23 protein-coding genes are annotated in these 22,172 nt (G+C 61.2%); 14 read left to right on the top strand and 9 right to left on the bottom strand.

The genetic code is table 11. The features are described from left to right. Window positions 1-332 precede the first annotated feature (332 nt). Window positions 333-581, top strand: coding sequence for a DUF6124 family protein (locus ACY4LX_RS26050; protein WP_123407210.1), 249 nt, complete (start codon window positions 333-335; stop codon window positions 579-581). Between the two features lie 155 nt (window positions 582-736). On the opposite strand, the gene gntR is transcribed toward ACY4LX_RS26050, so the two are convergent. Then, the gene (gene gntR, locus ACY4LX_RS26045; protein ID WP_463258253.1) at window positions 737-1,768 is read right to left on the bottom strand and encodes an HTH-type transcriptional regulator GntR; all 1,032 of its coding nucleotides are present in this window, start codon (window positions 1,766-1,768) and stop codon (window positions 737-739) included. A 216-nt stretch (window positions 1,769-1,984) separates the two neighbouring features. On the opposite strand from gntR, the gene ACY4LX_RS26040 reads away from it, so the two are divergent. Both ACY4LX_RS26040 and ACY4LX_RS26035 read left to right on the top strand, forming a co-directional pair. Continuing rightward, complete coding sequence (locus ACY4LX_RS26040; protein WP_149657824.1) at window positions 1,985-2,518, top strand: gluconokinase; 534 nt, start codon at window positions 1,985-1,987, stop codon at window positions 2,516-2,518. A gap of 82 nt (window positions 2,519-2,600) precedes the next feature. Continuing rightward, the gene (locus tag ACY4LX_RS26035; RefSeq protein WP_149657823.1) at window positions 2,601-3,953 is read left to right on the top strand and encodes a GntP family permease; all 1,353 of its coding nucleotides are present in this window, start codon (window positions 2,601-2,603) and stop codon (window positions 3,951-3,953) included. A 203-nt stretch (window positions 3,954-4,156) separates the two neighbouring features. On the opposite strand, the gene alaC is transcribed toward ACY4LX_RS26035, so the two are convergent. Then, window positions 4,157-5,374: an alanine transaminase gene (alaC, locus tag ACY4LX_RS26030; RefSeq protein ID WP_149657822.1), complete on the bottom strand. Its 1,218-nt coding sequence runs from the start codon at window positions 5,372-5,374 to the stop codon at window positions 4,157-4,159. 139 nt (window positions 5,375-5,513) lie between these two features. Here alaC and ACY4LX_RS26025 point away from each other — a divergent pair, with 139 nt between their 5' ends. From ACY4LX_RS26025 to ACY4LX_RS26015, 3 genes are all read left to right on the top strand, one after another. Further along, window positions 5,514-6,176, top strand: coding sequence for a LysE family translocator (locus ACY4LX_RS26025; RefSeq protein ID WP_463258252.1), 663 nt, complete (start codon window positions 5,514-5,516; stop codon window positions 6,174-6,176). Window positions 6,177-6,243: 67 nt separating this feature from the next. Continuing rightward, on the top strand, window positions 6,244-6,732 hold the full coding sequence (locus ACY4LX_RS26020; RefSeq protein WP_463258251.1) for a GyrI-like domain-containing protein: 489 nt from the start codon (window positions 6,244-6,246) through the stop codon (window positions 6,730-6,732). A 314-nt stretch (window positions 6,733-7,046) separates the two neighbouring features. Next, the gene (locus ACY4LX_RS26015) at window positions 7,047-7,535 is read left to right on the top strand and encodes a GNAT family N-acetyltransferase (RefSeq protein WP_463258250.1); all 489 of its coding nucleotides are present in this window, start codon (window positions 7,047-7,049) and stop codon (window positions 7,533-7,535) included. A gap of 112 nt (window positions 7,536-7,647) precedes the next feature. Here ACY4LX_RS26015 and ACY4LX_RS26010 read toward each other — a convergent pair whose 3' ends face one another. Then, window positions 7,648-8,253 (bottom strand): pyridoxamine 5'-phosphate oxidase family protein, encoded by a 606-nt coding sequence (locus ACY4LX_RS26010; RefSeq protein WP_133838025.1) that lies wholly within the window; start codon window positions 8,251-8,253, stop codon window positions 7,648-7,650. Between the two features lie 18 nt (window positions 8,254-8,271). Continuing rightward, a complete protein-coding gene (locus ACY4LX_RS26005; RefSeq protein ID WP_463258249.1) occupies window positions 8,272-8,757 on the bottom strand; it encodes a GNAT family N-acetyltransferase in 486 nt (161 codons plus the stop codon). 141 nt (window positions 8,758-8,898) lie between these two features. Here ACY4LX_RS26005 and ACY4LX_RS26000 point away from each other — a divergent pair, with 141 nt between their 5' ends. The 4 genes from ACY4LX_RS26000 to ACY4LX_RS25985 all read left to right on the top strand — a co-directional run bounded on the left by ACY4LX_RS26000 (window position 8,899) and on the right by ACY4LX_RS25985 (window position 11,501). Next, entirely contained in the window at window positions 8,899-9,324 is a 426-nt protein-coding gene (locus ACY4LX_RS26000) for a YybH family protein (protein ID WP_463258248.1), read from the top strand. A 79-nt stretch (window positions 9,325-9,403) separates the two neighbouring features. Then, window positions 9,404-9,748 (top strand): YciI family protein, encoded by a 345-nt coding sequence (locus ACY4LX_RS25995; RefSeq protein WP_054044847.1) that lies wholly within the window; start codon window positions 9,404-9,406, stop codon window positions 9,746-9,748. 26 nt (window positions 9,749-9,774) lie between these two features. Continuing rightward, the gene (locus ACY4LX_RS25990; RefSeq protein WP_149657815.1) at window positions 9,775-10,266 is read left to right on the top strand and encodes an SRPBCC family protein; all 492 of its coding nucleotides are present in this window, start codon (window positions 9,775-9,777) and stop codon (window positions 10,264-10,266) included. Next, window positions 10,266-11,501 carry an RNA polymerase sigma factor gene (locus tag ACY4LX_RS25985; protein ID WP_463258247.1) on the top strand — a complete coding sequence of 412 codons (1,236 nt, stop codon included), beginning with the start codon at window positions 10,266-10,268 and terminating at the stop codon, window positions 11,499-11,501. The genes ACY4LX_RS25990 and ACY4LX_RS25985 overlap by 1 nt, the downstream gene beginning before the upstream one ends. A 178-nt stretch (window positions 11,502-11,679) precedes the next feature. On the opposite strand, the gene ACY4LX_RS25980 is transcribed toward ACY4LX_RS25985, so the two are convergent. Next, a complete protein-coding gene (locus ACY4LX_RS25980; RefSeq protein ID WP_463258246.1) occupies window positions 11,680-12,534 on the bottom strand; it encodes a LysR family transcriptional regulator in 855 nt (284 codons plus the stop codon). Window positions 12,535-12,623: 89 nt separating this feature from the next. On the opposite strand from ACY4LX_RS25980, the gene ACY4LX_RS25975 reads away from it, so the two are divergent. Continuing rightward, complete coding sequence (locus ACY4LX_RS25975; protein ID WP_149657811.1) at window positions 12,624-13,058, top strand: multidrug/biocide efflux PACE transporter; 435 nt, start codon at window positions 12,624-12,626, stop codon at window positions 13,056-13,058. 167 nt (window positions 13,059-13,225) lie between these two features. Here the strand turns inward: ACY4LX_RS25975 and ACY4LX_RS25970 are convergent, their stop codons facing one another. After that, window positions 13,226-14,137, bottom strand: a complete 912-nt coding sequence (locus tag ACY4LX_RS25970) for a LysR family transcriptional regulator (RefSeq protein WP_149657810.1) — start codon at window positions 14,135-14,137, stop codon at window positions 13,226-13,228. Between the two features lie 114 nt (window positions 14,138-14,251). Between ACY4LX_RS25970 and ACY4LX_RS25965 the strand changes: the two genes are divergently transcribed. Further along, the gene (locus tag ACY4LX_RS25965; RefSeq protein ID WP_463258245.1) at window positions 14,252-15,103 is read left to right on the top strand and encodes an NmrA family NAD(P)-binding protein; all 852 of its coding nucleotides are present in this window, start codon (window positions 14,252-14,254) and stop codon (window positions 15,101-15,103) included. A 292-nt stretch (window positions 15,104-15,395) separates the two neighbouring features. Here ACY4LX_RS25965 and ACY4LX_RS25960 read toward each other — a convergent pair whose 3' ends face one another. Further along, window positions 15,396-16,154, bottom strand: a complete 759-nt coding sequence (locus tag ACY4LX_RS25960) for an SDR family NAD(P)-dependent oxidoreductase (protein WP_149657808.1) — start codon at window positions 16,152-16,154, stop codon at window positions 15,396-15,398. A gap of 118 nt (window positions 16,155-16,272) precedes the next feature. Between ACY4LX_RS25960 and ACY4LX_RS25955 the strand changes: the two genes are divergently transcribed. Then, on the top strand, window positions 16,273-17,169 hold the full coding sequence (locus ACY4LX_RS25955) for a LysR family transcriptional regulator (RefSeq protein WP_463258244.1): 897 nt from the start codon (window positions 16,273-16,275) through the stop codon (window positions 17,167-17,169). Between the two features lie 110 nt (window positions 17,170-17,279). Here ACY4LX_RS25955 and ACY4LX_RS25950 read toward each other — a convergent pair whose 3' ends face one another. Together ACY4LX_RS25950 and ACY4LX_RS25945 are read right to left on the bottom strand one after the other, a co-directional pair. Then, window positions 17,280-18,899, bottom strand: a complete 1,620-nt coding sequence (locus ACY4LX_RS25950; protein WP_463258243.1) for an inorganic phosphate transporter — start codon at window positions 18,897-18,899, stop codon at window positions 17,280-17,282. A 335-nt stretch (window positions 18,900-19,234) separates the two neighbouring features. Then, window positions 19,235-20,257, bottom strand: a complete 1,023-nt coding sequence (locus ACY4LX_RS25945) for a transporter (RefSeq protein ID WP_463258242.1) — start codon at window positions 20,255-20,257, stop codon at window positions 19,235-19,237. A gap of 275 nt (window positions 20,258-20,532) precedes the next feature. Here ACY4LX_RS25945 and ACY4LX_RS25940 point away from each other — a divergent pair, with 275 nt between their 5' ends. Further along, window positions 20,533-22,155, top strand: a complete 1,623-nt coding sequence (locus ACY4LX_RS25940; RefSeq protein ID WP_463258241.1) for a methyl-accepting chemotaxis protein — start codon at window positions 20,533-20,535, stop codon at window positions 22,153-22,155. Window positions 22,156-22,172: the final 17 nt, after the last annotated feature.

The following is a 22,172-nucleotide window of genomic DNA, read 5'->3' as shown; positions in this document are numbered from 1 at the left end:
GTCTGTAGGAAAGCAGTTTCGGCAGGTTTCAAAAGGCTACAGCTTCTTGCTCCATTGCCTACAACTACGCCAGAATCCGCCGGCTTGTGCGTCTGGTGCCCGGATTTTATTGTTCCCGTGTCGCTGCCAATTCAGCGATCGGGTCTAGCAGCCCGGGTACTTTAGACGCATGCGTTCACCGTTCGTGGCCCGTTCACGTTATGGCGGCTGTGCGTGGGAAGATCTTCGGATCTACCGGGTTCTAGAGTCCTGGTCTGCTAGCCCGCGCACGGCTGTCACCTTATTCGTCTAGCAGCGAATCGTGGCAGCTCCATCACTCTAGGAGCATCACCATGTTCAAACCGACTCCCAACCCGCCGCGCAAAATCAGTCCCATGTTCAGCATCTCGACTGACCTCAACAACGAAACCCTGCTGGCCCACGCCTGCGAATCCCTGGCTTCGGCCAATGTCATGATCAATGACTTCGCGACCTTACTGGACAACCCTCATCGCAACACGGCGCTGGGCATTGCTCAGATCATCCTGTCGGCGGAAATGGCGGTGAATCGAGCGCTGGATAACCTCGACCCACAAGACTGACCACTGACCTGTGGCGAGCGAGCTTGCTCGCGTTGGGCTGCGTAGCAGCCCTATATCAGACGACTGGTTTTTTCTGATAACCGCAGCGTCAGAATTGGGGCCGCTTCGCCGCCCAGCGGGAGCAAGCTCCCTCGCCACAATGGCTGCGGTTTTGCTCAGGTGCTTTCCCGCACCTTCAGCTCAAACCCCATGTCCTGCACCGGTTTAGCCACGGTGTTGCCCGCCATCAACGTCAACATCTGTTCCGCCGCACGCCGGCCAATGGCTTCGCGCGGGGTGCTGATGCTGCTCAGGCGCGGGACCATGTGCGCCGAGGCCGGCAGGTCGTTGAAGCCGAGGATCGCCACTTGCTCGGGGATCTTGATCCCGCAACGCATGGCTTCCAGCAGTGCGCCTTGGGCCAGGTCGTCGTTGCCGAAGAAGATCGCATCGACCTCGGGGTGGGTGGCCAGCAGTTGCAAGAACAACTCGCCACCCAAACCGACGGAGGACGCACGGGGCGTCAGCACTTCCAGATCCGGGTCGTACAAACCGGCCTTTTGCAGGGCTTTGCGAAAGCCTTCGCCACGCAGCAACGTGCGTTGATCCAGTTGCGCGCCTATGTACGCCAGGCGTTTACGTCCACGGGACAGCAAATGCTCGGCGGCCGTTTCACCGGCGGCCAGTTGCGAAAACCCCACGCAATTAAGGCCCGCGGCGCTGTCCAGTTCCATCATGTACACGCAGGGGATGTTGCTCGCCTCGATCATCCGTCGCGAACTTTCGGTGCGGTCGAAGCCGGTCAGCAACAAGCCCCGCGGCTGATAGGCCATGTAGTTGCGCAGCAGGTTTTCTTCTTCATCGCGCGAGTAATGGAAGTTGCCGATCAGCACTTCAAAGCCCTTGGGGCGAAGAACCTGATGAATGGCTTCCAGGGTGTCGATGAACAGCAGGTTGGACAGCGACGGCACCAGCACCACCACCGAATGGCTCTGGGCCGAGGCCAGGGCGCGAGCGGCGGGGTTGACCACGTAATTCAGTTCAGCCGCGGCTTTCTGGACTTTTTCCACCAGTTCGGTGGCCACGGTGCTGACCCCGCGCAAGGCCCGGGAGGCGGTGATCGGGCTGACGCCGGCCAGGCGTGCGACTTCGTTGAGGGTAGGGCGGCCAGTGGTGCGTGGATTTTTATCGTTTTTAGGGGTGGTCATCGGGGCGGCTTGCCAAACAAAATTCAAGGCACTAAGGTAGCGCTGTCCCGAAGCAGCTGCAAATGCGTAAGCGAGTTTTGCCTGAACCTCGCTTTTTGGCCTCGTGAGCGAACATGCTGCAACCCACAAAAATGACAAGAAGGCGTCGGCAACTTCTACTTTTGCACTAGAGTTTCACGTAGCAAAGGTAGCGCTGTCTGCGCGCTGAGGTGTTTCATGAATCATCCCATCACCGCCCTGGTTATCATGGGCGTTGCCGGTTGTGGCAAGACTTGCGTCAGCGAAGCCTTGTGCCAGCTCAGCGGCGCGACTGCCATTGAAGGCGACACTTTCCACCCTGCCGCCAATATCGAAAAGATGAGCGCGGGAATCCCCCTGAACGACGAAGACCGTGCCGGCTGGCTCGACAGCCTGTGCGATGAATTGCGCCGCGTTGACGCCAAGGGCGAGCGCCCGGTGTTGACTTGCTCGGCCCTCAAACACAGTTACCGCGAAGTATTGCGCAGTGCCTTGCCGGGCCTGGGCTTCGTGTTCCTTGAACTGACCCCTGAAGTCGCTGCCGAGCGTGTGTCCCACCGCCCGGGCCACTTCATGCCGTCGACCTTGATCGACAGCCAGTTCGCGACCCTTGAATCCCCCGTTGGCGAGCCGCTGACCCTGGCCCTGGACGCTTCGAACCACAGCGTCGAGCAATTGGCCAAACAGGCACATGTCTGGTGGCTTGAACACGGCTTGAAGCTCGCGGTATGAGTCTTCCTCCAAGAGATAGCGTTGTCCTTATGCCTTGCGAATTACCCGCTTTAATAACAACAACAATCAGGAGACACCCCTAATGTTTGGCATGTCCCACGAGTCGTTCCTGCTGCTAGACGCGGTGGTTACCGTGATCGGACTTATTGTCCTGATCACCAAGTTCAAGCTGCATCCATTCATTGCCCTGATCATCGCCGCCGGCTTCCTCGGCCTGACCTCCGGCATGCCGGTGGGCACCATTCTCAAAGCGTTCCAGGACGGCTTTGGCGGGGTGCTCGGTTTTGTCGGGATCATCCTCGCGCTGGGCACCATGCTCGGCAAAATGATGGCCGAGTCGGGCGGGGCGGATCAGATTGCCCAAACCCTGATTCGCGCGTTCGGCAAAGAGCGCGTGCAGTGGGCGATGATGTTCGCGGCGTTCCTGGTCGGCATTCCGCTGTTCTTCGAAATCGGCTTCGTGCTGTTGATCCCGCTGGTGTTCATCGTCGCCCGGCGTACCGGCGTGTCGATCATCAAGATCGGTATCCCGTTGCTGGCCGGTCTGTCGGCGGTACACGGCCTGGTGCCACCGCACCCGGGTCCGTTGCTGGCGATCGGCGTGTTCGGTGCCGACATCGGTAAAACAATCCTGTACGGCCTGATCGTTGCGCTGCCGACCGCCATCATTGCCGGTCCGATCTTCGGTACGTTCATCGCCAAGTACATTCCCGGCCATGCCAATCAGGAACTGGTGGATCAACTGGCCCGTGAGCCAGAAGCCACGACCCTGCCGAGCTTCACCATTACGCTGGTTACCGTGCTGCTGCCGGTGTTCCTGATGTTGCTCAAAACCTTTGCCGACGTCGCACTGCCGGACGGGCACTTCTTCCGCAGCTGGATGGACCTGATCGGTCACCCGATTTCGGCGCTGCTGCTGGCGTTGCTGTTGTCGCTGTACACCTTTGGCCATCGTCAGGGCATCGGCTCCAAGCAGATCCTGAAACTGCTGGACTCGAGCCTGGCGCCGACCGCTGCGATCATCCTGATCATCGGTGCCGGTGGTGGCTTCAAGCAGATGCTGGTGACCAGCGGTGTGGGTGACGTAATCGGCCACATGGCGGTGAACGCCCAGATCTCGCCGATCCTGCTGGCGTGGCTGGTAGCCGCAGTGATTCGCGTGGCGACCGGTTCGGCCACCGTGGCGACCATTACTGGCGCGGGCATCGTGGTGCCGGTCGTCGGGATGATTCCGGGCGTGAACCGTGAGCTGCTGGTGCTGGCCACCGGTGCCGGTTCGCTGGTGCTGTCCCACGTCAATGACGCGGGTTTCTGGCTGGTGAAGCAGTACTTCAACATGACCGTGGTCGAGACGTTCAAAACCTGGACGGCGATGGAAACCATCCTGTCTGTGGTCGCGCTGGGCTTTATCCTGCTGTTGTCGCTGGTTGTCTAAAAGCTTCGCGGGCAAGCCTCGCTCCTACAGGGATTACACCAACCTACCTGATCGTTCCCACGCTCTGCGTGGGAATGCCGCCATGGACGCTCCGCGTCCACTGTGACGCGGAGCGTCACGGGATGCATTCCCACGCGGAGCGTGGGAACGATCAGGCACAAAAAAACCGCAGCGATGCGGTTTTTTTGTGGGTGTTTGATGTGTCAGGCGTTGGTTTTGGTGACCAACCCATCTGCCCTGAACATCCCGCGAATCCCGCGCACGGCCTGACGAATCCGGTCCTGGTTTTCGATCAGCGCGAAGCGCACATGATCATCCCCGTATTCCCCGAATCCTACGCCCGGCGAGACGCAAACCTTCGCCTCTGCGAGCATTTTCTTGGCGAACTCCAGCGAGCCCAGGTGCGCATACGCTTCGGGAATCTTCGCCCAGACGTACATCGCCGCCTTCGGATTCTCGACCATCCAGCCCAGTTCATGCAGGCCTTTGACCAGCACGTTGCGCCGCTGGCGATACTGCTCGGCGATGTCTTTCACACACTGCTGATCGCCTTCCAGCGCCGCAATCGCCGCGACCTGCAACGGGGTGAAGGTGCCGTAGTCGTGATAACTCTTGATCCGCGCCAGGGCGTTGACCAGTTCGGCGTTGCCGACCATGAAACCAATGCGCCAGCCGGCCATGTTGTAGCTCTTGGACAGGGTGAAAAACTCCACCGCAATGTCCTTGGCGCCGGGCACTTGCATGATCGACGGGGCTTTCCAGCCGTCATAGACGATGTCGGCGTAGGCCAGGTCGTGCACCACCAAGACGTCGTACTGCTTGGCGAGGGCGATCACGCGCTCGAAGAAATCCAGCTCCACGCACTGGGCGGTCGGGTTGGACGGGAAGCCGAGGATCATCATCTTCGGTTTCGGGATCGAGCCGCGAATCGCGCTTTCCAGTTCGGCGAAGAAGTCCACGCCCGGAATCAGCGGCACCGAACGCACCTGGGCGCCGGCAATCACGGCACCGTAGATGTGAATCGGGTAGCTCGGGTTCGGCACCAAAACGGTGTCGCCCTGGTCGAGGGTGGCCAGCATCAAATGCGCCAGGCCTTCCTTGGAACCGATGGTCACAATGGCTTCGGTTTCCGGGTCGATGTCGACCGCGTAGCGATCCTTGTACCAGTTGGAAATCGCCCGGCGCAGGCGCGGAATGCCCTTGGACGTCGAATAACCGTGGGTGTCTTCGCGCTGGGCGACGGTCACCAGTTTTTCGACGATGTGCGGCGGGGTCGGGCCATCAGGGTTGCCCATGCTGAAGTCGATGATGTCTTCGCCACGACGACGGGCGGCCATCTTCAGCTCGGCAGTGATGTTGAAAACGTAAGGGGGGAGTCGATCTATGCGCGCAAAGCGGCGCGGCGAACCTGGGTTAGCCATTGGTGCCTCGGATAACGTGAGCGCCCGGAACCGTCCGAGCGACGCTGGCCACTGCGGTGGCCTGTGGCGGAATGTAAGGGCTGTTGTGGCAAACTGTCCAGCCACTCTGTAAACAAATTTTTCCGAAGGAAACGGGTTGATGGAATTTAGCAGTGGCTTCTTGCTGAGCCTTTCGCTGTGCCTGGACATTGGCGTGGCCAACATCGCGATGATCACTTTGGCCATGCAACGCGGCTATTTCCAAGGCTTTGCCCTGGGGTTGGGGACCTGCGTCGGCGACCTGATCTACGCCGTGCTGGCCCTGGCCGGGATGACGGTTTTGCTGCAATACGAAACCGTGCGCTGGGTGCTGTGGATCGGCGGTTCGGCGTTGCTGCTGTACTTCGCGGCGAAGATGATTTACTCGGCGATCCACCACGAAGCGGTGCTGGCCCAAGGCGCGGAGGTGGGAAACAACTCCCATCGGCGTGAGTTTTTTCGCGGGATCTTCCTCGCCATGTCCTCGCCCAGCGCGATTCTCTGGTTCGCTGCCGTCGGCGGTACCCTGATCGCGCGTTCCGGTGGCGGTGGCGCCCTCAGTTCGGCGTTGTTCCTGGGCGGTTTTCTCTGCGCCGGAGTGCTCTGGTGCGTCGCGCTGTGCTTCGCCGCGAGCCATGGCGGCAAGTTGCTGGGCGACAAGCTGTTGCGCTACTCCTACATGGCATCGGCGGCGATCTTCTGCTATTTCGCGGTTTACGTGATTCTATCGGGCTACAACGAGTTTATCGGCGCGACTGCCGTCGGGCAGGTTCCGGGCCTGTGACTGGGAGAATCGGGCAGGGCCTCTATACTCCCAGCCGAACCCACTTTTTTGTACCAGGAGTTGAGTCATGGATGAGCAATCAGGCGTCAAACCGGCCGAGCCACGTTTTGAGAACGGACATTTCCTGCTCATTGCCGGGCTTGGCGGGCGATTTACCCAGGAAACGTCGAAACAGATCCCCGACCTCTGGGATAAATTCATTCCCGAGATTGGCAAGATTCCCGGGCAGAAAAGCGAAGTGACCTACGGCATCTGCTGCAATCCCGACGGCATGGGCGGGTTCGAATACATCGCCGGCGTGGAAATCAGCAAGCTCGACGATCTGCCCGACAAGTACCGCTGGGTCGAGGTCCAACCCCAGCATTACGCGGTGTTCGAACACCAGGGCTCGCTGGACACCTTGCCCCATACCTTTCAATACATCTGGAAAACCTGGCTGCCACAGTCCGGTCGCGCTGCGGCAGACGCCCCGGAGTTCGAACGCTACAGCGAGGACTTCAACCCGAAGCTCAACACCGGTGTGCTGGAAATCTGGTTGCCACTCAAACCCGAATGATCGCAACGAGAGGCGGACCGCGGGTCCGCCTCTCGACTCGTCATTTACCTTGCTTCATCCGTCGCGCCCGCAACAGGTCGATGGACAAGGTGATAAAGCCAAACGCGCTGATGCCCAACAGCATAAGAAGGCCGATCTGAACGCTGCTCATGGTGTGTTCCCCTATGGATGATCAGAGACAGGGCCTATCAATAATCCGCTTGGACGAGCAATGACAGCGTCTATACGCAGGCTTTACGGCGCCAGCGGTGATCGATATGAACACCTTATTCCTCTATCATCGGCCACCTTTCCAACGCTGAATCCGAGCTGCCATGAACACCGTCATCCGCCACGTCACGCCTGCTGATCTGGACCGCTGCTACGCCATCGAAACCGTTGCCTACGAAGGCGACGAAGCCGCCACCCGGGAAAAAATCGCCACCCGCATCGCCACCTGGCCCGAAGGGTTCATCGTGGCCGACGTCGACGGCGTTGTAGCCGGTTTCATCAATTCCGGTGCGGCGTTTGAAGTGGAAATGTCGGACGAAGCGTTCAAGGAACTGATCGGCCACGACCCGAAAGGCCCGCACGTGGTGATCATGTCCGTGGTGGTGCACCCGGATTATCAGGGGCAGGGTCTGGCGAAACGCTTGATGGGCGAATTCATCGAGCGCATGCGCGGGAGGGGCAAGGCCAGCATTCATCTGATGTGCAAGGAACGGCATATTCCGCTGTATGCCGGGTTCGGGTTCGCCTACATCAAGCCATCGGCGTCGGACCATGGCGGGATGGCGTGGCATGAGATGGTGCTTGAGCTCTGATTGATTCGGTGCGGCTGAAATTGCCTTCGCGGCAAGCCTCGCTCCTACAGGATTCGCGCAGGACCTGTGGGAGCGAGGCTTGCCCGCGAAGGCGATCGGAAGATCTCAATCTCTAATAGAGACTATCGCGCACCCGCGCCGGCGCTTCCCGGTCATATGTCTCGGCATCAAATTGCCCATCGTTCAGCCGCTTGTGAAACGCCCCCGCCGTCGGCAGGGCAGAGCGGTCCAGATAGCGTTCCGGGTTCCACAGTTGCGAACGCACAATCGCTTTGGAACAGTGGAAATACGCCGCCTCCACCGTCACCAGCAGCACTGTGCGCGCCGGTTTGCCGTTCACGGCGAAACTCTCCAGCAGCGCAGGTTCGGCGCTGATCTGGGCGGTGCCGTTGACGCGCAAGGTCTCGCCGATCCCCGGGATGATGAACAGCAGCGACACCCGCGAATCGAGCACCACGTTGCGCAGGGTGTCGATGCGGTTGTTGCCCGGACGATCCGGGATCGCCAGGGTGCGTTCATCGATGATCCGCACAAACCCCGGCGCATCGCCCCGGGGTGAGCCATCCATGCCGTCCGGGCCGACCGAGCTGATGATGATCAGCGGCGAGGCGCGAACCATCGCCTGATAGTCCTCGTTCAGAAACGGAATCTGCTTGCGCACGGCGCGGTCGTGGGGTTGGCCGTAAATTGCTTCCAGTGCTTCGATTGAATTGACCATCGTTATTCCCTCAACGATTCAGAAAACCAGACCCATCCGCCGCTCGTAACCGATGCGGCCCTTATACGCCTCGCCGCTGTCGACGAAGCCGTATTTTGTGTACAGCGCGATGGCTGATTCATTGTCGGCATCGACCGACAACTCCATCCCCTTAATTTCCGGAAATGCCTGACGTGCGGTTTCGGGCAACGCTTGCAGGCAGGCCTTGCCATACCCTTTGCCCTGGGCGCGTTGATCGACTTGCAAGGCGTGCAACGTGGCGCTGTGTTCATTCGCCCAGGCCGGTAATGCCGGTGGGCGCTTGAGCAGCAGGAAGGCGACGGGAATGTCCTCGACCAGCAAGGCAAAACCTTTGACGCCGGGACCGGGTTTGGACAGCAGGGAGTGCAACGCGCCGTGGATGTCGCCGGAAAACTTGATTTGTTCTTTGTGAACTTCGATGGCCTCGACCTGCTGGCGCTGGAGCGCGTTCAGGCTTTCGTAAGGCACGAGTAGGGCTGTCACTGGAGTGTCCTTTTTCCACTGCAAACGGGCTTCGGATTCTAGCGAGTTTGCGTGGCTGGATTATTTTTATTTCAGGTGTCGATTCAACGTTACGCCGAACGACTAAAGGTGTCTTCACAACAAAAACCACGGAGAACCACCATGAACGCGCACCCCCAAATCCATAACCTGATCGAAAGCTACCGCCAGGCCGTCATTGCCAAGGACGTGGAAAAATTCATGGCCCTGTATGCCGACGACATCGTCTCCTTCGACGCGGTCAAGGCCCTGCAATTCAAAGGCAAGGCGGCCTACCGCGCGCATTGGCAGGAATGCATGGAAATGTGCCCCGGCCCGCACATTTTCGAATTCCCGCAGATCGACATTGTGTCTTCGCAGGACATCGCGTTCGCCCACTGGCTGGCCCATTGCGGCGGCACCAACGACAAGGGCGAAACCCAGGCCTGCTGGATGCGCGTGACCCAGTGCTACCGGCAAGAGGCGGGGTTGTGGCAGATCGTCCATGAACATTGGTCGGCCCCGTTCGACATGGCCAGCGGCACCGCCCTGTTCGGCCTCGAACCCTGAACGTCGGGCTTGTTCGTCGGAAAACCGGCCAACCCGCCCAACAGCAGCCATAGTTGATCAGCCGATCACGGAGCGCCCCATGAAATACCTATGCCTGGTTTACAGCAACGAACAGGCGTTGCATTCGCTGCCCGACAGCCCCGAAGACGCCGAGTGCATGGCCTATGCCGAGTCGATCCAGGGCAGTGGCCGGATGATCGCCGCCGAAGCGCTGGAGTCGGTGCAGACCGCCACCACCGTGCGCATGCGCAACGGCAAATTGTCGATCACCGACGGCCCGTTCGCCGAAACCAAGGAGCAGTTGGCCGGCTTCTACCTGATCGATGCCAAGGACCTCAACGAAGCCATCCAGGTCGCCGGCGACATCCCGGCGGCCCGGGTCGGCTGTGTCGAGGTGCGTCCCGTTCGCCAGTTGAATCCCTGAACAATCAAAACAAACAGGAGATCTGCATGAGCCCGCAACCCTTTAAAAAACAGCCTGCCGAATTCGAACTGTCCATCAGCCGTTTGATCGACGCGCCACGCCGCAAGATTTTCCGCGCCTGGACCGAGCCGGCCTTGCTGGTGCAGTGGTGGGGACCCCACGGCATGACCACGCCAGAGTGCGAAATGGACCTGTGGGTCGGCGGCCAGTTTCGCACCCTGATGCGCGCCCCCGACGGCAGCGAATACCCGACCATGGGCGTGTTCCTGGAGATCGTCGCGCCGGAGCGGCTGGTGTTCACCGACGCGTTTATCCCCGGCTGGATTCCGTCAGGCAAACCGTTCATGAGCGCCGAAGTGACCCTCGAAGACCGGGACGGAAAAACCCTCTACACCGCCCGCGCCATGCACTGGAGCGAAGAGGATCGCCAGGCTCACGAGGCCATGGGCTTCCATGACGGTTGGGGGCAGAGCCTCGATCGATTGGTGACACTGGTGACCGAAGGCATGCCGGACTGATGTCCGCCGAGTCGGTCAAGGCGCGGGTCGAGCAGGTTTATCGCGAAGACTCGCGGCGAATCCTCGCGACACTGATCCGTTTGCTCGGCGATTTCGACCTCGCCGAAGAGGCCTTGCACGAGGCGTTCTTCGTCGCGGTCGAGCGCTGGCAGCGTGACGGTGTGCCGGACAACCCGCGCACCTGGCTGGTCTCCACCGGGCGCTTCAAGGCCATCGATGTGTTGCGCCGGCGTGCTCGGTTCAAGGCGTCGCGGCCGCTGCTGATCGCTCAATTGGAAGAGTTGGAACAGGCCGATTGGAGTGACGAAGACGTGGAAGACGATCGCCTGCGCCTGATCTTCACCTGCTGTCACCCGGCCCTCGCGGCAGATGCCCAAGTGCCGCTGACCCTGCGGGAAGTCTGCGACCTGACCACGGAAGAAATCGCCCGCGCCTTCCTCTCGGCGCCGGCCACCATCGCCCAGCGCATCGTACGGGCGAAGGCGAAAATCCGTGATGCGAAAATCCCTTATCAAGTGCCGTCCCTGGCGGAATTGCCCGAGCGCCTCGACAGCGTGTTGCGAGTGATTTACCTGGTGTTCAACGAAGGTTACTCGGCGTCCATCGGCGCGGAACTGACTCGGGAAGATTTGACCCGCGAAGCGATTCGCCTCGGGCGTTTGTTGGTGGAGTTGTTGCCCGAGCCGGAGGTAATGGGGTTGCTGGCGTTGATGCTGTTGCACGAGTCCCGGCGCCCGGCCCGGAGCACTGAAAACGGCGAGTTGATCCTGCTGGATGAACAGGACCGTTCGTTGTGGGACACCGAGATGATTGCCGAAGGCTGTGCACTGGTGGAGCGCGCGCTGACCCTGCGGCGTTTCGGGCCTTACTGCCTGCAAGCGGCGATTGCGGCGGTGCATGCCGAAGCCTTGACGGCGGGGGAGACGGATTGGCCGCAGATTGTCGGCCTGTATGACTTGCTGCTGCGGGCAGTGCCGTCGCCGGTGATCGAACTCAACCGTGCGGTCGCGTTGGCCATGCGCGATGGGCCGTTGGCGGGGTTGAGGGTGGTGGAAGGGATTCTGGCCCGGGGCGAGTTGCAGGATTACCACCTGGCGCATTCGGCGCGGGGACAGTTTTGTCGGCAGTTGGGGCGGGTGGAAGAGGCACGGGCGGCGTATCAGCGGGCGTTGGATTTGACGCAGCAAGCGCCGGAGCGGCGGTTTATCGAGGGGCGCCTGCAAGAATTGAAATGACCGATCGTTCCCACGCTCCGCGTGGGAATGCATCCCGTGACGCTCTGCGTCACCTCCAGAAGCGGAACGCGGAGCGTCCCTGGCGGCATTCCCACGCGGAGCGTGGGAACGATCATGGCCTAAGAATCCCCTGTAGCAGCTGCCTCGCGGTGCTCGACAGCTGCTACAGGGGGGCGATCTATTCCAACATCTTGCTAAGCAACCAACTCCCCGCCGGCCCCGGCGGGTGCAGTCGTGACCACAGCGCATCGACAAACACAGGTTTCGGCCAGCCGCGCACCTCCAGCTCCACCAGCGACCCCGCGCCAAACCGTCCCACCAGCCAGCGCGGCAGCGGCGCCCAGCCGAAGCCGCCCTGGGCCATTTCCAGCAGCATCAGGTAACTCGGCGCCGACCAGACCCGGCCCTTCGCCCGGCTTTCATACGGGTTGACGATGGTCGCCAGGCGCAACTCCCGGTGCTGTTGCAGCACGTCCTGATCGATCCCGCGCTGCGTTGCCAACGGGTGGGTTTGCGCGACGAACAGCGCAATTTCCGTGCGTTCGTCGACGGTCGAACTGACCAGGTCCGGCGGATAGCTGTCCTGCATTTCGGCGAAGGCAACATGCGCTCGACCCCGTTGCACCAGTGCCACCAGGTCATCGCATTCGGCGATCAGGCATTCCAGCTCCAGGTCCGGGTAGCGCTGTTCAAAGGCACTGAGCGCCGCTTCGAAACGATCCGACTGATAGGTGTCGGAAATCGCCACCGTCAGTTTCGGCTCGACCCCTTGGGACAATTGGCTGGCGGTCATTTCCAGGCGACTGGTGGCGGCGAGGATGTCTTCGGCCCGTTGCAACATCACGTGCCCGGCCGGGGTCAGGCTCGGTTTGCGACTGCTACGGTCGAAGAGGGTCAGGTTGAGGTCGATTTCCAGGCTCGCCACCGCCGCGCTGATCGTCGACTGACTGCGCCCGAGTTTGCGTGCCGCCGCGGAAAACGAGCCTTGGGTCGCGGCCTGGACAAATGCCAGCAACACTTCGTGAGAGGCCATGAACTATCGCCTTGATCGATGGTTATTGATTATGAAGTATCGGTGTGCTGACAGAACATGGCAACCACAGTCACTCAGGGAGTCTGGCCATGAATGCCAACAAATCCATTACTGAACGTATTTTCCAGGCCATCGGTTTCGAACTGCTGGCCGTCCTGATCTGCACCCCGTTGCTGGCCTGGGTCATGGATAAGCCGATGCTGGAAATGGGCGTCGCCACCGTGGCCATCGCCGCCCTGGCCCTGGGCTGGAACGTGGTGTTCAACGGGTTCTTTGACCGGTTGCTCAAGCGCTACGACATCGTGCGCAACGCCTGGGTGCGGGTGGTGCATGCGCTGCTGTTCGAGGGCGGCCTGATCGTGATGGGCGTGCCGCTGATTGCCTGGTGGCTGAGCATCAGCCTGTGGCAGGCGTTCTTGCTCGACATTGGCGTGTTGTTGTTCTTCCTGCCGTACACCTATGTTTACCACTGGGGGTATGACGTGGTGCGGGAGCGGTTGTTGATGGGCCGGGCAATCCGCTGACGCCGGGTAGCTTTTGTGGCGAGGGAGCTTGCTCCCGCTGGAGCGCGAAGCGGTCCCAAAATGGCAAAACGCGGTTTATCGGAGGAACCGCGTTGATGGTTTTACGACTGCTTCGCAGCCGGGCGGGAGCAAGCTCCCTCGCCACAGGGATCGCGGCGACAAAGGAATCATCCGGCACACAACTCACTCACAAACCCCAAAAACGCCCGCACCTTCGCCGCCGGCAAATGCCGCGACGGGTACAGCGCATACAACGGAAATCGCTCGTCCGGCCAATCGGGAAACAACTCCACCAAGCGGCCTTCGGCCAACGCCGGGGCGATCCCCAAATCCAGCACCTGGGCGATCGCCTCGCCGCTTTCGCACACGCTGTGCAACGTGCCGACGTCATTGACCAGCAACCGGCAATGCGGCTGCACATGCAGCACCGCGCGGCCTGGGCGATGGAATTCCCAGCCAAACGGCCGCGCCGTTTGCGGGTCGCGGAACTGCACGCAGGTGTGTCGCTCGTCTTCCATGTCCAGCGGTGCCAGCGGTCGGCCGTGGCGCTTGAGATACGCCGGCGACGCCAGGGTCAGTACGCGCACCTCCAACAATTTGCGCGCCACCAGCGATGACGACTGTGGATGGCCGAACCGCACGGCCAGATCAAACCCTTCCGCCACCATGTCCCCGAGCTGATCGCGGGTTTGCAGCTCCAGGTACAGCTCGGGATAGCGCGCCATGAACTGCCCCAGCTTCGGCCCCAGAATCAGCCGTGAAAAATACGGGTCCATGTTCACCCGCAACCGTCCGCGCACCTGGGTGGCGCTGGTCGAGGCCGAGTTGGCGGCTTCTTCCAGACTGGCCAGCAGCGGCGCGATTTCGCCATGCAAGCGCCGGCCTTCATCGGTCAGCGTGACCGTGCGCGTGGTGCGGTCGAACAGCCGGATGCCCAAGCGCTTTTCCAACCGGGCAATGGCGCGGCTGACACCCGACGGCGTCAGCTCCAGCGCCTCGGCCGCCCGCACGAAACTGCCGCCATCGACTACCGCGCTGAACACGCCCATGCCGCTGGCAAGGCTCGCATCAAAACTCATTGATGACCCCCGATCATTTGTCCAATGACATTCATGCTATCGGAGAATGTCCGCCCTGCGCCCAATAATTGCGTCCATCGCGACAACCGTCGCCATCGCGCAGGAGAACAGCTGATGTACGCAGTCATGGGCATTACCGGGAAAGTGGGCGGCGCGGTCGCCCGGACGTTGCTGGCCGCCGGGCATCCGGTACGCGCGGTCGTGCGCAGTCTGGATAAAGGTGCGGTGTGGGTCCGGCAGGGCTGTGAGGTGGCGGTGGCGGATGTCGATGACCGCAACGCCATGATCAAGGCGTTTACCGGCGTAAAAGGCGTGTTCGTGATGATGCCGTCGAATTTCGACCCGTCTCCAGGTTTCCCGGAAACCCGGCAAGTGGTGGAGAACATCCGTTCGGCGCTGGAAGCTACACAGCCGGGTAAAGTCGTGGGCCTCTCGACCATCGGCGCTCAGGCTTCCCAACCAAACCTGCTTAATCAATTGCGCTTGCTGGAGCTGGCGTTGAGTGAGCTGGCCTTGCCCGTCACCCTGTTACGGCCGGCCTGGTTCATGGAAAACGCGTTATGGGATGTCGAGCACGCCGTCGGTTCGGGCGGGATACCGAGCTTCCTGCAACCGCTGGATAAACCGGTGCCGATGATCGCCACCGCCGATGTCGGTCGCGTCGCCGCCGAGCTGTTGCAAGAGGATTGGCACGGTCAACGGGTCGTCGAACTGGAAGGCCCGCAACGGATCACGCCGCTGCAACTGGGTGCCGGGTTCAGCGAATTGCTGGGTAAACCGGTGCGCATGCACGTCGTGCCACGGCAGACTTGGCAGGGCTTGTTTGAACGTCAGGGGATGCGCCATCCATTGCCACGGATGCAGATGCTCGATGGCTTCAATGAAGGCTGGATCGAGTTTGAAGGCGAACCGCGCAAAGGCCGGGTCGAGTTGTTGACCGTGCTCAAACAACTGCTGGCGCGTTAAACCTGTAGGAGCGAGGCTTGCCCGCGAAGGCGTCAGCACATTCAACATCTATGTTGACTGACACACCGCCTTCGCGTGTAGGAGCGAGGCTTGCCCGCGAAGGCGGCGGCACATTCAACATCTATGTTGACTGACGCACCGCATTCGCGTGTAGGAGCGAGGCTTGCCCGCGAAGAGGCCATCACGTCCGACATTGATAGTGGCTGTGACGACGCCTTCGCGGGCAAGCCTCGCTCCTACAAGTGATGGCGGTCATTCAGTCAACAAGTGCCATCGCGGACAAGCCTCGCTCCTACAAAAACATCCCACCCGACGCTTCAATGCGCTGGCCATTGATCCACTGGCCGCCCGGCGACAGCAACAGCGCAATCGCCGCTCCAATATCATCCGGCTGACCGGCACGACCCAGCGCTGTGTTGCTCGCCACCATCTGATTCACCACAGCGATATCTCGCACTGCGCCGCCGCCAAAATCAGTCTCGATGGCCCCCGGTGCCAGGATGTTTACCGCAATCCCGCGCTCGCCGAGTTCCTTGGCCTGATACCGGGTCAGCACTTCCATCGCGCCTTTCATCGCCGCATAAGCGCCGTAACCCGGCAGGCTGAAGCGCGCCAGACCGCTGGAAATATTGACGATGCGCCCGCCGTCATTCATCAGCGGCAGCAAGTTCTGGGTCAGGAAAAACGGGCCTTTGAAATGGATATTTACCAGCAAGTCGAACTGCTCGACGGTGGTGTCGACGAAATTGGCGTGCACACCAATCCCTGCGTTATTGACCAGGAAGTCGAAGTGCTGACGATCGAAGTGGTTCTTCAGCACCTTGGCGACTTCGCTGCTGAAGGCGGCGAAGCTTTCACTCTGGCCGACGTCGAGTTGCAGCATGGCGGCGCGGCCACCGAGGCTTTCGATTTCCGCGACCAGTGCCTGGGCCTCATCGGCGCGGCTGTGGTAGGTGCCGATGACGTCGATGCCTTGGGTGGCCAGGTGCAGCGCGGTGCTTTTGCCCAGGCCGCGGCTGGCGCCAGTGATCAATGCGATTTTACGGTTCATGGGATTTCCTCAAGCGGTGGGTGAGCGATGTGAGGAAGTGTATTTATCCGCCTGGCAGTGATAAACAGGAGTCAATCGGAATCACTGGTCGGTTAATCCGAACAATATAGGTCGGCCCATGAACAAGCTGGAACTGCTGAGCACCTTCGTCCGTGTCAGCGAAATGTCGAGTTTTACCCTCGCCGGCGAGAGCCTTGGCCTGCCTCGCTCAACCGTGTCCGAGCACATCCAGGCCCTGGAAACCCTGCTCGGCACACGCCTGCTGCAACGCACCACGCGCAAGGTCCAGTCGACCCAAGATGGCTTGGCGTTGTACGAGCGCAGCAAGGATCTGCTGTCGCACATGGATGAAATCGAAGGCCTGTTCAAGCAGGACGAGGCCTCGCTGGCGGGGCGGATTCGCATCGACATGCCGAGCATCATGGCGCGGCGCTTCGTAATGCCGCGCCTGCCGGAGTTCATGGCCAAGCATCCGCACCTGGAACTGGAGATCAGCAGCACCGACCGCCGGGTCGATTTGCTCAGCGAGGGGTTTGATTGCGTGGTGCGGGTCGGGGCGCAACCGGATCACTCGGTGGTGGCGCGCCGGGTGTGCGAGTTTTCCATGGTGAACTGCGCCAGCCCGGCGTACCTGGAGCGTTATGGCGTGCCGGAACACCTCGATGATTTAGCCCGGCATCGGCTGGTGCATTACGTCGGTGTGCTGGGTTCACGTTCGGAAGGATTCGTGTACGAGGCGGCGGGGCAAACCCGTCGCGTGCCGATGGCCGGCAGCATCACGGTGAACAACTCCGATGGCTATGAATCGGCGTGCCTGGGTGGTTTCGGTTTGATCCAGGCGCCGTTGCATGGCATGCGGCCGTATCTGCTCACGGGGGAGCTGGTGGAGGTGCTGCCGCAATGGCGAGCCCCGTCGATGGACGTATCACTGCTGTATGCGCGGCAGCGGCATTTGCCGTTGCGGGTGCGGGCCTTCATGGAGTGGCTGGAACACGTTATCCAGGCAACCCACTGACCCCTGTAGGAGCGAAGCTTGCTCGCGAAAGCGGTCTATCAGTCAACATTTACGTTGAATGTTAAGCAGCCTTCGCGGGCAAGCCTCGCTCCTACACAGGTCCGGGCGGGTCAGAACAGTTTGGTGAACAACCAGTACAAACTGCCCGACAACAGGATCGCCGCCGGCAAGGTCAGGACCCAGGCCATCAGCAGGTTGCGGATGGTCTTCATCTGCAAGCCGCCGCCATTGGCGACCATTGAACCGGCCACCCCCGAGGACAACACGTGGGTGGTCGACACCGGCAAACCGAACATGTCAGCGGCGCCGATGGTCAGCATGGCCACGGTTTCCGCCGATGCACCCTGGGCGTAGGTCAGGTGGGTCTTGCCGATCTTTTCACCGACCGTCACCACGATGCGCTTCCAGCCGACCATGGTGCCCAACCCCAGCGCGATGGCCACGGCGATCTTCACCCACAGCGGAATGAAGCGCGTGGAGTTGTCGATCTGTTGCTTGAACAGTTGCAGCTTGCCGCTGGTGTCGGCGTCGAAGTTGCCGACCTTGTTCTTGTCCATCAGGCGAATGGTTTCGCTGGTCAGGTACATGTCGTTACGCACGTTGCCCACGGCCTCGGCCGGGACTTTCGACAGCGAACCGTAGCCCTTGACCTCGGCGCCGATACGGCCGGTCAGTTCGGCGAGGGCGGGGACCAATTGTGGCGTGGCTTCCTTGCTGCGTACGTAGTCGGAAAGGATCGACCGTGGATCCGCCGGGGCCGGCTGCGGCGATGCTTTGACCAAGGCTTGCTGGGTGACTTCGGCCACGGCGGCGAACTGCAACGCCTGATCGGCGGGCATGGTGCGGTTCAGCGCGTAGGCCATTGGCAGGGTCCCGACCAGGATCAACATGATCAGGCCCATGCCTTTCTGGCCATCGTTGGAACCGTGGGCGAAGGACACGCCGGTGCAGGTCAGGATCAACAGGCCGCGAATCCACCATGGCGGCGGTGCGTCGCCTTCCGGTGCCTTGTACAGCGCGCGATTCTTGACGAAGGCGCGCAACGCCAGCAGCAACAGCGCGGCACAACCGAAGCCGACCAAGGGCGAGAGCAGCAGCGCGTAACCGATCTTGGTCGCTTGTGCCCAATCCACACCGCTGGTGCCATCGCGGCCGTGCATCAGGGCATTGGCCACGCCGACGCCGATGATCGAACCGATCAGGGTGTGGGACGACGAGGCTGGCAAGCCCAGCCACCAGGTGCCGAGGTTCCACAGGATCGCGGCGATCAGCAGGGCGAAGATCATCGCGAAACCGGCGGAGGAGCCGACTTGCAGAATGAGTTCCACTGGCAGCAACGCGATGATGCCGAACGCCACCGCGCCGCTGGACAGCAAGACGCCGAGGAAGTTGAAGAACCCGGACCAGGCCACCGCGAAGTTCGGTGGCAGCGAGTTGGTGTAGATCACCGTGGCCACGGCGTTGGCGGTGTCGTGGAAGCCGTTGACGAATTCAAAACCCAGGGCGATCAGCAGCGCCACACCCAGCAGCAGAAACGGGGTCCAGGTGGTCACCACCGTGCCGAGTTCGTGCATGTCGTGCATCAGGCTGTAAGCGGTGAACAACAACCCGCTGGCCAGTACCCCGAAGAAAATTACCAGGGTGAACAGGCCGGGTTTTTTATTGAGCTGCGGTCTGGCGCTGCTGCCGCTGACGGGCGCCTGGGCAGTGGTATAGGAAGGAGTAGCCATCACGGACAATCCTGATGAGGGAAGGAGTGTCGCCCATGATCGTTTCAAAATGTGACAGAGAGACTGCGGTGGGTCAGTGTTTGGGGTTTTTTACCTACTGATCGTTCCCACGCTCCGCGTGGGAATGCCTCCCCGGACGCTCTGCGTCCGCTTTGGGACGCGGAGCGTCCCTGGCTGCATTCCCACGCGGAGCGTGGGAACGATCAACAGCGTGGGAACGATCAACGTCCTGTAGGAGCGAGGCTTGCCCGCGAAGAACGATAACGCGGTCATTCAGATAGACCGAGGCGTTCCATTCGCGGGCAAGCCTCGCTCCTACAGAGGAATGGGGTGCGTTAATAATCCTGGCGCTTGCGAAACGCCCAACGCCCGGCCAGCACGGTAAACGTCGCCACCAGCGCCACCAGGATCCAGAACCCCTCCGGGTCCCCCGCCAGCGGAATCCCACCCACGTTCATCCCGAAAAACCCGGCAATGATGTTGATCGGCAACGCCAGCACCGTGACCACGGTCAGGGTAAACAGCGTGCGGTTGCTCTGTTCGTTGAGGTTGGCGGCGATTTCTTCCTGCAACAGCTTGATCCGTTCACCCAGGGCCGTGAGGTCGTTGATGATCAGCGCAAACTCCTCGGTGGACTTGCGCAACTCCTTCACGTCCTCCTTCTGCAGCCATTGCGGCGGCCGATTGAGCAAACGCAGCAACGACCCCGGCTCCAGCGCCAGCAGCCGTTGCAAGCGCACCAGCACCCGACGATTGGCGCCCAGTTCGGCACGGTTGGTCGACAGTCGCGAGGAGAGTAATTCGTCTTCGATCTGATCGACGCTCTGGCTGGTCTTGCGCACGATCTGCGTCAGCACTTCGCCCTGATCGCGCAGCAGGTGCACGAGCAATTCCAGCGGCGAACGAAAGCATTCGCCGGCCTTCACCGAGGAACGCAACTTATCCACCGAGTGCAGCGGTTGCAGGCGCGCGCTGATGATCAATTTGCTGCGGGCGCAGACCCACAGCGTCGAGACATCCGAGGACACCATGCTGCTGAGGTTGAACACCACATCGTTGACCACCGCCAGCAATGCCGAATCCACATGCTCGATCCGCGTCGAACGCGAGCCCTCGTGCAGCGCCTCAAAAAACTCCTCGGGCAATTCCAGATGACTTTTCATCCAGCGCTCACACGCGGCGTGGGCCAGGTTCAGGTGCAGCCAGAGGAATTCGTCGCTGTCTTCAGACTGTTGCAAACAGCGTAGCGCCTCAGCCGAATCGATCTCCCGGCCGCGCTCACCCGGACGAAAACGGAAGCCGTACAGCAAGCCGAACAAGTCAGTGTCGCGGTGAGTGTGATCGATGCTGTGGTTCATGAGGTCTCGCTGGGAGGAAGTGCCTGTCGCGGGTTTCACAGGTTCACTTGAGCCGCATCATCGCAAGGTCTCTTGACGGTTTTGTGACAGTTGCGTGGCGCGCAAACGTGTGCGCTACCGATGATCGGAATTGATTCAAGAACCGCTCTGGCACGCCGATGACGCAGGTGTTAGGTTGCGCGGCTTCGGCCACGAGCCGGGACCGCAGACAGGGAAGTTTGGACGTCTTTCACGCCCAACCAGGCGTGCCTATCTCCTGTCATGAGTATCACTCGATGCTGCAAAAATCCCTGAGAGCCCAAATCCTCGCATTGCTCGGCGGCAGCCTGCTGGCGATGTTGCTGATCGCCTTGGCCTGCTTTCATTTCCTGTCCAGCGGCGTGCAAAGCTACGCCAATCTGATCGACGGGCCGTTGCACACCTCGCAATTGATCGATGAGGCCAACCTGCAATTCAAGGTGCAGGTTCAGGAGTGGAAAAACGTCCTGCTGCGCGGCAAGCAGCCGGCGGACCTGGATAAATACTGGAAGCAATTCGAAGACCGCCAGCGCGACGTGCAGGGCATCCTCGGCGAACTGGCCAGCCAGAAAGGCCTGGACGGCCAACTCAAGACCCGCATCGAACGCCTGCGTGACGAACACCGTCAGTTGGGCAGCGCCTACCAGAAAGGACGCGATGCCTACGTCGCCGCCGGTGCCGACCCAACCGCTGGCGACACCGCCGTCAAAGGCGTGGACCGCGCCACCAGCGATCAGATGAGCGAATTGGTCGGCGAACTGCGCAAGCAGGGCAGCGAGCAATCGGCGCTGATCAGCGCCGGTGCCGAGCGCACGGTGATGTTGGGGATTATCGTGATGCTCGCCTCGGGTCTGTTGATCGGCCTGTTGAGCCTGTGGCTGATCAACCGCAACCTGGTGGACCCGATCCGCAAACTGATCGACTACGTGGCGCAACTGAGCCAGGGCAAGTTCGCCGACCGCGTGGCCAGCACCCGTCAGGATGAGCTGGGCAAACTGGCCATGGCCGCCAACACACTGCGCGACTTCCTCGCCGAAACCTTCAACCGTTTGCAGCGCAGCGCCAAGGACCTGGACAGCGCCAGCGGCGAGTTGAACGCCATCGCCGGCCTGATGGCCAGCGGCACCAACGAACAGTTCAACCGCACCGACCAAGTGGCCACGGCGATGAACGAAATGTCCGCCACGGCTCAGGAAGTGGCGCGTCACGCCGCGGATGCGGCACGCGCCGCCGACGATGCCGACCAGTCCGCCCAGCAAGGCGAAAAGGTCATGCAGGGCACCATTCACACCATCACCCAAATGCGCGGCGAAATCGCCAATACGGCCACGGTGATCCGTCGTCTGGAAACCGACAGCGGCCGCATTGGCAAAGTGCTGGAAGTGATTCGCGGCATCGCCGAGCAGACCAATTTGCTGGCGCTCAACGCCGCCATCGAAGCGGCCCGTGCCGGTGAAGCCGGACGCGGCTTTGCGGTAGTGGCCGACGAAGTGCGCAGCCTGGCCCAGCGCACGGCGGCGTCGATCATCGAGATCAACCAGATCATCCAGACCGTGCAAACCGGTGCGGTGGACGCAGCCCAGGCGATTGAAAGCGGTCAGTCGCGCAGCGAAGAAAGTGTCGCGCAAGTGACCGAGGCCGGCGCGATGCTGGAGCGCATCACCCATGCCGTGGAAGCCATCCGCGACATGAACCGCCAGATCGCCACCGCCGCCGAAGAACAGACTTCGGTGGCCGAAGACATCTCGCGCAACCTGACCGAGATCACCACCATCGCCAGTACTAACCTGGACAACGTGCAACGTACCGAAGCGGCGAGCCACAACCTGCACGGCTTGTCGGGGCAGTTGAATGAAGTGACGGCGCGTCTGAGCGCTTAAGCAAAAACACTGTGTAC

The organism is Pseudomonas sp. Emmai, from assembly GCF_055179735.1.
The sequence above is the reverse complement of the archived record's forward strand: the minus strand, read 5'-3'. Positions and strand labels throughout refer to the sequence as shown.